The organism is Faecalicatena sp. (assembly GCF_058819085.1).
Genome location: NZ_JBZUUL010000025.1, coordinates 181,134 through 191,145 on the forward strand (window position 1 = coordinate 181,134; position 10,012 = coordinate 191,145).

Below are 10,012 nucleotides of genomic sequence, written 5' to 3' on the forward strand. Positions count from 1 at the left end.
GAAGAAAAAGAGGAAAGAACATGAATAAAATAGGGATTCATTTCGGATACTTTAACCGGGATTGGAATACAGATTTTGTCAGACAGATCGAGCAGATTAAGCGGATTGGCCTGGATATTCTGGAAGTGGCTCCGGCACCGCTCATGGCTCTGAAAAAAGAGGAACGCATAGAGATCGCAAAGGCCGCAGAAGACAATGATATTACATTGACATTTTCGGTAGGGCTTGGTGCTGATCAGGATCTTGCATCGGAGGATGCGGCTGTTAGGAGGAACGGAATCCGTTTTACATTGGACACGTTCCGGATCATGAATGAGATGGGCGCTAAGATGTATTCGGGTGTTGACATTGGGGCCTGGAATCAGACATTTTCAACAGGCGTGACAGATAAAAGGGCGATCGTAGAGCGCAGCGTCAACTCGGTAAAAGAAATTATGAAGACGGCAGAGGCGCTTGGAATTACATTTGCAGTCGAGGTAGTGAACCGCTATGAATCGTCTCTTGTCAACACGGCAAAAGAAGCGATGGAATATCTGGATATGGTGAATAGTCCGAATTGTAAGATTCTGCTGGATACCTATCACATGAATATAGAGGAGGACAGCTTTTGCGATGCCATAAGATTAGCCGGGGACAGACTGGGCCACTTTCATGTGGGAGAGTCCAACCGCAGGCCTCCGGCCCGGGATGGAAGGATGCCATGGGATGAGATCACCGGTGCATTAAAGGAGATCCATTACCAGGGAGCAATAGTCATGGAGCCGTTTATCAAGATGGGAGGAGAGGTTGGACGCGACATCAAGGTCTGGAGAGATATCAGTGAAAACGCTACTGTGGAAGAAATGGAGCGGCTTGCAGGCAGTGCAGCAGCAATGCTCAGGGAAAAACTGAGATAAGAGAAGGTTATTGATAAAATATATTTTGTGGATCAAAAGAAGTGCCCTGTGTTTCACGCAGGGCATTATGTAATTATGAAAACTGGGCATAATAAAATGTGGCTGTATGTGTAATATTAAAAGTCACAGATTACAGGATTTACCGCTTCAAATGTTTGCCGTTTATGTAGTATAATCATTTTTTACAAAATATTTACATGACCATATGAAAATTGTGCACAATTTAAAATGACATTATTAATAATTTATTGTAGACTATTAACAAGAAGTGTGATATTCTATCATTGTGTACGTAGAAAGGCGGTGACTAATTTATGGTAGAGGAAACCATTCAGGTGATTAGAGAGACAGAGGCAAAGGCCGAGGCCATCGTAAAGGATGCCGAAGTACAGTGCAGAAAAATACTGGAAGATGCGTCCAGGCAGGCCGAAGACCTGAAAGCTGAACAGATCAGAATGATCCGTGAGAAAGCAGATGCCATCATGAACGATGCGAAGGAACAAGGTGCACAAACTCAGAAGAATTCAATGTCTGAAGTTGAGAATGAGATTCAGGCATTAAAGGAAGCTGCCGCATCCAGAGCAGATGAGGCAGCAGGTCTCGTGATATCACAGCTGGTTTAGGCTTATATCGGCGGGTGCAGCGGTCTGAAAGACCGTACAGGGATAGGCCGGTATAAAAGAAGCGAGATAAAGGAGGGATAGTATTATGGCGGTATTGCAGATGCAACGAATGAGTATCTGCGCATTGAAGAAGGACCGAAAGGCCATTCTGGAGAAACTACAGAGTATGGGCGTCATGGAGATCAACCATGTGCTCGAGGAAGATGAAGACTTCCGCCGGATGGATACGGCGAATGCCAGGTTAAGCTTTGACAAAGCGGCAGCTTCCGCAGATCAGGCCCTGGACATCCTGCAGCAGTATGCTCCGGTCAAACAGTCCTTGTTATCGTCACTGGCAGGGAAAGACCTGGTCGATAAGGACCGGTTCCAGACGGTGATCGAGAAAAAGGATGAGCTTTTGAAAACCGCAAAAAGGATCCAGATGCTGGATAAGGAGAAGGCAGAGCAAAAGGCCAATATCCTTAAGATCGAGAACAGCATTGAGAGCCTGATGCCATGGCAGAAGCTGGATGTGCCGATGAATTTTTCAGGAACGGCACATATAGCCATGATTCCCGGAACCATGCAGGGGATGCTGACACTGGAGGATATTTATTCGATGTTGGCAGAACGTGCGGCAGACGTGGAAGTGGACATCCACATCATATCTGCGGAGCAGGATACCACCTATCTCACGGTATTCTGTCTGAAGAAGGATGCGGCACAGGCAGAGGAGGCACTGCGCAGTATTGGATTTGCAAAGCCTTCACTGATCATTGAACAGGTGCCTGCAAAAGCGAAGGAAGAGATGGAGGCGGAGATTTCTGAAATCCAGGGAAGAATCGCAGACATCGAAAAGGAAGTCACCCAATTGGCAGGAAGCCGCGAAGGTCTGAAGCTTTTGGCGGATTACTACCGTGTCCGTGCAGAAAAGTATGAGGTGCTGGGGCAGCTGCCGCAGTCGGAGCGTACCTTCCTGATCAGCGGATATGTACCTGCAAAGGAAGTACCAAAGGTACAAAAAGCTCTGGCAGACAAGTATGATTGTGTTGTGGATGTAGAAGAACTCAAAGAGGATGAGGAGGCACCTGTGCTTCTGAAGAATAATAAGTTCGCATCCAGTGCGGAAGGAATCCTTGAGGCATTTGGCCTCCCTGGTAAGGGAGAGGTTGATCCGACAGCGATCATGTCTGTTTTCTATGTTTTTTTGTTTGGTCTGATGCTTTCAGATGCAGCATATGGGGCAATCGTATCAATCGTATGCGGAACCCTGATCTTAAAGTTCCCGAGAATGGGAAAAGGGATGAAGACATCGATTCAGCTATTCTTCTGGTGTGGTATATCCACTCTGTTCTGGGGTGTCATGTTCGGAGGATATTTTGGTGATGTGATCAATGTAGTTTCGAAGACATTCTTTGGGCACGAGGTCGGAATTCCGGCATTGTGGTTTGTTCCGCTGGACGAACCAATGAGGCTTTTGATCTATTCCATGCTCTTTGGCGTGATCCATCTGTTTGTGGGACTTGGGCTCAAGGGTTATATGTGTATCAGAGATAAGAAGTACATGGATTTCTTCTGTGACGTAGTCCTTTGGTTCATGCTTTTATGCGGACTTTTGATCATGCTGATCCCGAGTGAACTTTTCGGATCTATTGCACAGATGACGATCGTTTTCCCGCCGGTGGTTAATACACTGGGTAAAGTACTGGCAATTGCAGGAGCAGTTGGAATCCTCCTCATGTCAGGAAGAGATAAGAAGAATGTGGGCTTAAGGCTCGCGCTTGGAGCATATGATCTGTACAACATCAGTGGATGGCTCAGTGATGTGCTTTCATATTCAAGACTTCTTGCCCTTGGCCTGGCTACAGGCGTTATCGCTTCCGTTGTCAATCAGATGGGAAGCATGGGAGGAAAGAGCGTACTTGGCGTTATTTTATTTATATTTGCATTTATAGTGGGCCATACGTTCAATATAGCAATCAATCTTTTGGGAGCATATGTGCATACGAACCGTCTTCAGTTCGTAGAGTTCTTTGGAAAGTTCTACGAAGGCGGTGGACGTGCATTCAACCCATTTAAAGAAAATACAAAATATGCGGATATTAAGGAGGATACAAGTTTATGAGTCAGTTAGGTATTGTTTACGCGCTTCTCGGCGCAGCAGTTGCGGTATTGCTTTCAGGAGCAGGTTCAGCACTCGGAGTTGGTATTGCTGGTCAGGCTGCATCAGGAGTTATGTCAGAGGACCCAAGTAAGTTTGCGAAAGTATTGATCATGCAGCTTCTTCCTGGTACACAGGGACTTTATGGTCTGATCATCGGTTTCGTAACACTTTCTAAGATCGGCCTTCTTGGCGGCGGTGTAGTTGAGATATCTGTTCAGACAGGTCTTATGATTCTGGCAGCATGCCTTCCTATCGGTATTGTTGGTCTGATCTCCGGAAAATCCCAGGGTAAGACATCCGCAGCAGCAATCGGAATTATCGCTAAGAAACCGGATCAGTTCGGTAAAGCAATGCTTTTCCCTGCAATGGTTGAGACATACGCAATTCTTGCACTTCTGATCTCCTTCCTTGCAGTTTCAGCTATTCCTGTTTAAGGGAAGGAATCGAACCTAAGTAGTGGAAGCAAGGAAACATCCATGTTACTAAGATTCGAAAAGACCGAATCAAAGTCAACAGGATGTACTTTACAACTAAGGTTCGAGAAGACCGAACCTAAGTAGTATAAGTAGAAAGGGAGAGCGTGTAAATGAGTGGATTAGACAAAATGAAAAGTCAGATCCTGGATGAAGCGACCCACTCAGCGGAAGTGAAAATCGCGGAGGCCAAGGCGAAGGCAGAAGAAGTGATCGAGGCTGCCAAAGCACAGGCGGCTGCGGAAGTTGAGAAAATCTCCAATAAAGCGAAAGTAGATGCTAATAATTACGCACAAAGAGTTGCGTCTTCCTGTGAGATGCAGCGTAAGCAGGCTCTTCTGCGTGCAAAACAGGATGTGATCTCAGGTGTGCTTGATCAGGCATACGCAGGAATCCTGAACCTGGATGCAGATGCATATTTCGATATGATCCGTAAGATGCTGGACAAATATGTATTAGGTGAATCTGGTGAGATTTACTTTTCAGCAAAGGATCTGGACCGGATGCCGGCCGGCTTCGAGGATGAGATCCAAAAAGCAGCCACGGCAAAGGGCGGTGCTTTAAGCCTTGCAAAAGAGGCGAAGGAGATGGATGGCGGTTTTATCCTGGTATATGGCGGGATTGAAGAAAACTGTACAATAAAGGCATTATTTGATGCTAAACGAGATGAGTTATCCGATAAGGTGCATGGATTATTATTTTAAAGAAGGAAACATCCATGTCACTAAGGTTCGAAAGAACCGAACCTAAGTCGACAGGATGTACTTTACAACTAAGGTTCGAAAAGACCGAACCTAAGTAGTATAGGTAAGGAAACATCCATGTTACTAAGATTCGAAAGGACCGAATCAAAGTCAACAGGATGTACTTTACAACTAAGGTCCGAGAGGACCGAACCTAAGTTGTGAAGGGGAAACATCCGTGTTACTAAGATTCGAAAGGACCGAATCAAAGTCAACAGGATGTACTTTACAACTAAGGTCCGAAAGGACCGAACCTAAGTTGTATAAGCAGGAGGACTATATTTTGAATGATTTAGAATATACTTACGCGGTTGCGCGTATACGTGCTTTGGAGACCTCTTTGATTTCCAGTACCGATATCGAGAGGCTGATGGCCTGCCAGAATGAAGAGCAGTGTCTTCAGTTTTTGAGCGAGAAGGGCTGGGGAGACGGAACAGGTTCTATGGACGCTTCTGCCATGCTCACGAGGGAAGAGGAGAAGACATGGGAAGTGATCGACGATGTCGCTCCTGACTTGTCTGTGTTTGATGTGCTTTCTTATCCAAAACTCTACCATAATCTGAAGGCAGCGATCAAGGAAGTGTGTACAGAGATGGAGAATAAGAATATTTTCTATGAAGACTGTGCCATTCCGGGAAAAGAGATGCTTTCGATCGTGAAGAATAAGGAATTCAGCCGTCTGCCCGGTAAGATGGGAGAGGCGGCACAGGAAGCTTATGAGACACTGCTTCATACAAGGGACGGACAGCTCTGTGATGTTATCATAGACAGGGCGGCTCTGGATGCTATTTATGAGGCAGGGCAAAAAGCCGACGATGAGATCATCAGGAATTACGCGGAATCAACGGTGGCAATTGCTGATATCAAGATCGCGGTACGTTCCCAGAAGACTGCGAAGTCACTGGATTTCATGAGGCGTGCGATGGCACCCTGCCAGAGTGTAAATGTGGACCAGCTGGCAAAAGCAGCAGCGGGCGGTATGGATGCGATCCGTGATTACCTGCTTGGGACGACTTATGCAGAAGGCGCACAGGCACTGGAGGATTCTCCATCCGCATTTGAGCGTTGGTGCGACAACCGTATGATGGAAACGATCAGACCACAGAAATATAATTCGTTTTCTGTAGGTCCACTGGTAGCATATGTGCTTGCCAGGGAAAATGAAATAAAAACAGTTCGGATTATCCTGACCGGAAAGCAGAATGATTTTCCGGATGAGGCGATTCGGGAAAGGATAAGGGAGATGTATGTATAAGATAGCAGTGCTTGGTGATTATGACAGCATATATGGCTTTGCGACACTGGGCTTAAGCATCTGCCCTGTCCAGGACCGTGAGGAGGCCAAGGATAAGTTAAAGCAGCTTGCAGACGGTAAATATGGGATCATCTATATAACAGAGTCGATCGCTGCAGAACTGAAAGATGTGATAGAAGAATATAAAGAGCGCACTCTTCCGGCTATCATCCAGATACCGGGCGTGTCCGGCAATACAGGGGCAGGCGTGGAAGGCGTGAAGAAGACCGTGGAACAGGCGGTTGGATCAGATATCCTGTTTTCACAGGAGTAATGTAACATCCATGTCACTAAGGCATGAAAAGACCATGCCTAAGTCGACAGGATGTACTTTGCAACGTAAGGCTCGAAAAAACCGAGCCTAAGATGCATAAGCAATGTAACATCCATGTCACTAAGGCTCGAAAAGACCGAGCCTAAGTCGACAGGATGTACCTAAAAACTAGGTTCGAAAGAACCTCACCAAGTTTAATAGGCAGGAGGTAAATTCGTCGAAATGAGTACTGGCACAATTAAAAAAGTTGCAGGACCTCTGGTTATTGCAGAGGGAATGCGCGATGCGAACATGTTTGACGTGGTTCGTGTAAGTAATCAAAGACTGATTGGCGAAATCATAGAGATACATGGCGACGAGGCTTCTATTCAGGTATATGAGGAGACATCAGGACTTGGACCGGGAGAACCGGTGGAGTCAATGGATGTTCCTATGTCTGTAGAGTTGGGGCCTGGTCTGATTTCCAGTATCTATGATGGTATCCAGAGACCACTGGATGATATCATGAAGATTTCCGGTAACAATCTGAAACGTGGAGTTGAGGTTCCATCCCTAAAGCGTGACCTGAAATGGGAGTTTGTCCCGACAGCAGCTGTAGGAGATGGAGTGGAAGCCGGAGATGTCATCGGTACGGTACAGGAAACAATCGTTGTTCAGCAGAAGATCATGGTACCTTATGGTATCAAAGGTAAGATCAAAGAGATCAAGGCTGGTGAGTTTACAGTTGAGGAAACAGTTGCGGTTGTAGAGACTGCAGAGGGGGACAAGAATCTGACCCTGATGCAGAAGTGGCCGGTTCGTAAGGGCCGTCCTTATAAGAAGAAACTGCCGCCGGAGATGCCGCTTGTAACAGGCCAGCGTGTTGTTGATACATTCTTCCCGATCGCAAAGGGTGGTGTTGCAGCAGTTCCGGGACCTTTCGGAAGCGGTAAGACCGTTATCCAGCATCAGCTTGCAAAATGGGCAGAAGCAGATATCGTTGTTTATATCGGATGTGGCGAGCGTGGAAATGAGATGACGGACGTTCTGAACGAGTTCCCTGAACTGAAAGACCCGAAGACAGGACAGTCATTGATGGAGAGAACCGTGCTGATCGCGAATACGTCTGACATGCCGGTTGCCGCACGTGAGGCATCCATTTATACAGGAATCACGATTGCAGAATATTTCCGTGATATGGGATTCTCTGTTGCATTGATGGCAGATTCCACCTCCCGTTGGGCCGAGGCACTCAGGGAGATGTCAGGACGTCTGGAAGAAATGCCTGGTGAGGAAGGTTACCCGGCATATCTGGGAAGCCGTCTTGCACAGTTTTATGAGAGAGCAGGTCATGTGATCTGTCTTGGAAAAGAAGGAAGAGAAGGTGCCCTTTCAGCGATTGGTGCCGTATCTCCTCCGGGTGGTGATATTTCCGAACCGGTTTCACAGGCAACCCTTCGTATCGTTAAGGTGTTCTGGGGACTGGATTCCGCACTTGCATATAAGAGACATTTCCCGGCTATTAACTGGCTGAACAGCTACTCTTTGTATCTGGATGATATGAAACAATGGTTTAACTCACAGGTTGCTTCTGACTGGATGGAAAACCGTCAGAAGATGATGACACTTCTTCAGGAAGAGGCGGAGCTGGAGGAAATCGTTAAAATGGTTGGTATGGACGCGCTGTCCCCGACTGACCGACTGAAAATGGAAGCTGCACGCTCTATCCGTGAGGACTTCCTGCATCAGAACTCCTTCCATGAGATCGATACTTACACCTCATTGAAGAAGCAGCATATGATGATGAAGCTGGTTATGGCATTCTATGAGAAAGCTGTTGAAGCGCTTGCGCAAGGTGCTCCGCTTCAGAAACTCATTAATATGCCTGTCCGCGAGCAGATCGGACGTTTCAAATATACTCATGAGGATGAACTGGATCAGGTATATGAGGACGTGAAGAAGGAACTGCATGTGGAGATTGCCAATTCATTAGGGAAGGAGGACTTCTAAATGCCAAAAGAGTATAGAACCATACAAGAAGTAGCCGGCCCTCTGATGTTAGTGCGCGGCGTAGAGAATGTCTCCTATGATGAATTGGGAGAGATTGAACTTGCAAGCGGTGAGACACGCCGTTGTAAGGTACTGGAGATCAACGGAAGTGACGCTCTGGTACAGTTGTTTGAAAGTGCAACAGGTATCAACCTGTCAAATAGTAAGGTACGTTTCCTGGGACGAAGCATGGAGCTTGGTGTATCAGAAGATATGCTGGGACGTGTTTTTGACGGTCTGGGACGTCCGATCGATGAAGGCCCGGAGATTTTACCGGATGCCCGCATGGACATTAACGGCCTGCCGATGAACCCGGCAGCAAGAAGCTATCCGGAGGAGTTTATCCAGACAGGTGTATCTGCCATTGATGGTCTGAATACACTGGTACGTGGACAGAAGCTGCCTATTTTCTCGGCTTCCGGTCTTCCTCATGCACAGCTTGCAGCACAGATTGCAAGACAGGCTAAGGTTCTGGGAACAGATGAGAATTTCGCCGTTGTATTTGCTGCAATGGGTATCACATTCGAGGAGTCTAACTTCTTCATTGAAAGTTTTAAAGAAACAGGTGCGATCGACAGAACAGTTCTGTTCGTTAACCTGGCAAATGACCCTGCTATCGAGCGTATCGCAACACCGCGTATGGCTTTGACAGCAGCAGAATATCTGGCATTTGAAAAGAATATGCACGTTCTTGTTATCCTGACAGATATTACGAACTATGCAGATGCCCTGCGTGAGGTTTCCGCCGCACGTAAGGAGGTTCCGGGCCGCCGTGGATATCCTGGATATATGTACACGGACCTTGCTTCTCTGTATGAGAGAGCAGGACGTCAGAATGGTAAGAAGGGTAGTATCACAATGATCCCGATCCTGACCATGCCAGAGGATGATAAGACTCACCCGATCCCTGACCTGACAGGTTATATCACAGAGGGTCAGATCATCCTGAGCCGTGATCTGTACAGAAAAGGTATTACACCGCCAATCGATGTACTGCCGTCTCTGTCACGTCTGAAAGATAAAGGTATCGGTGAGGGCAAGACACGTGCAGACCATTCCAACACCATGAACCAGCTTTTCGCAGCATATGCCCGTGGTAAAGATGCGAAGGAATTGATGGTTATCTTAGGTGAGGCTGCGCTGACAGACATTGACCTGATCTATGCAAAATTTGCAGATGCTTTCGAGGCAGAGTATGTGTCCCAGGGATATAATGCAGACCGCGGAATCGAAGAGACATTGAATATAGGATGGAAATTACTCTCTATGCTGCCGAGAACAGAGTTGAAGCGTATTGATGATAAATTCCTGGATCAGTATTATCAGGCACAGGAATAGAAGGAAACATCCATGTCACTAAGGCTTGAAAAGACCAAGCCAAAGTCGACAGGATGTACCTTACAACTAAGGCCCGAAAAAACCGGACCTAAGTTGTATAGGCAGAGGAAACATCCATGTCACTAAGGCTTGAAAAGACCAAGCCAAAGTCGACAGGATGTACCTTACAACTAAGGCCCGAAAAAACCGGACCTAAGTTG

9 protein-coding genes are annotated in these 10,012 nt (G+C 46.8%); all 9 read left to right on the forward strand.

Features of this window, described 5'->3' with window-relative positions; translation table 11 throughout:
* Positions 1-20: 20 nt before the first annotated feature.
* Positions 21-896, forward strand: coding sequence for a D-psicose 3-epimerase (locus AC4OGX_RS13345; RefSeq protein ID WP_493331066.1), 876 nt, complete (start codon positions 21-23; stop codon positions 894-896).
* 314 nt (positions 897-1,210) lie between these two features.
* Entirely contained in the window at positions 1,211-1,519 is a 309-nt protein-coding gene (locus AC4OGX_RS13350) for an ATP synthase subunit B family protein (protein ID WP_493331068.1), read from the forward strand.
* Between the two features lie 85 nt (positions 1,520-1,604).
* Positions 1,605-3,623 (forward strand): V-type ATP synthase subunit I, encoded by a 2,019-nt coding sequence (locus tag AC4OGX_RS13355; RefSeq protein ID WP_493331069.1) that lies wholly within the window; start codon positions 1,605-1,607, stop codon positions 3,621-3,623.
* Positions 3,620-4,096: a V-type ATP synthase subunit K gene (locus AC4OGX_RS13360; RefSeq protein ID WP_493331070.1), complete on the forward strand. Its 477-nt coding sequence runs from the start codon at positions 3,620-3,622 to the stop codon at positions 4,094-4,096. Before AC4OGX_RS13355 ends, AC4OGX_RS13360 begins: the two co-directional genes overlap by 4 nt.
* Positions 4,097-4,248: 152 nt before the next feature.
* Positions 4,249-4,839: a V-type ATP synthase subunit E gene (locus AC4OGX_RS13365; protein ID WP_493331071.1), complete on the forward strand. Its 591-nt coding sequence runs from the start codon at positions 4,249-4,251 to the stop codon at positions 4,837-4,839.
* A gap of 322 nt (positions 4,840-5,161) precedes the next feature.
* Complete coding sequence (locus AC4OGX_RS13370) at positions 5,162-6,133, forward strand: V0D/AC39 family V-type ATPase subunit (protein ID WP_493331072.1); 972 nt, start codon at positions 5,162-5,164, stop codon at positions 6,131-6,133.
* Complete coding sequence (locus AC4OGX_RS13375) at positions 6,126-6,446, forward strand: V-type ATP synthase subunit F (RefSeq protein WP_493331073.1); 321 nt, start codon at positions 6,126-6,128, stop codon at positions 6,444-6,446. Before AC4OGX_RS13370 ends, AC4OGX_RS13375 begins: the two co-directional genes overlap by 8 nt.
* Before the next feature lie 222 nt (positions 6,447-6,668).
* Positions 6,669-8,435: a V-type ATP synthase subunit A gene (locus AC4OGX_RS13380; protein ID WP_493331074.1), complete on the forward strand. Its 1,767-nt coding sequence runs from the start codon at positions 6,669-6,671 to the stop codon at positions 8,433-8,435.
* Positions 8,436-9,812 carry a V-type ATP synthase subunit B gene (locus AC4OGX_RS13385; RefSeq protein WP_493331076.1) on the forward strand — a complete coding sequence of 459 codons (1,377 nt, stop codon included), beginning with the start codon at positions 8,436-8,438 and terminating at the stop codon, positions 9,810-9,812.
* The last annotated feature ends 200 nt before the right edge of the window (positions 9,813-10,012 follow it).

Excerpts from the sequence above, each read along its gene's own strand:
- AC4OGX_RS13385 (WP_493331076.1), top strand. The coding sequence starts at position 8,436 with ATGCCAAAAGAGTATAGAACCATACAAGAAGTAGCCGGCCCTCTGATG.
- AC4OGX_RS13350 (WP_493331068.1), top strand. The coding sequence starts at position 1,211 with ATGGTAGAGGAAACCATTCAGGTGATTAGAGAGACAGAGGCAAAGGCC.
- AC4OGX_RS13380 (WP_493331074.1), top strand. The coding sequence starts at position 6,669 with ATGAGTACTGGCACAATTAAAAAAGTTGCAGGACCTCTGGTTATTGCA.
- AC4OGX_RS13345 (WP_493331066.1), top strand. The coding sequence starts at position 21 with ATGAATAAAATAGGGATTCATTTCGGATACTTTAACCGGGATTGGAAT.
- AC4OGX_RS13360 (WP_493331070.1), top strand. The coding sequence starts at position 3,620 with ATGAGTCAGTTAGGTATTGTTTACGCGCTTCTCGGCGCAGCAGTTGCG.
- AC4OGX_RS13375 (WP_493331073.1), top strand. The coding sequence starts at position 6,126 with ATGTATAAGATAGCAGTGCTTGGTGATTATGACAGCATATATGGCTTT.
- AC4OGX_RS13355 (WP_493331069.1), top strand. The coding sequence starts at position 1,605 with ATGGCGGTATTGCAGATGCAACGAATGAGTATCTGCGCATTGAAGAAG.
- AC4OGX_RS13365 (WP_493331071.1), top strand. The coding sequence starts at position 4,249 with ATGAGTGGATTAGACAAAATGAAAAGTCAGATCCTGGATGAAGCGACC.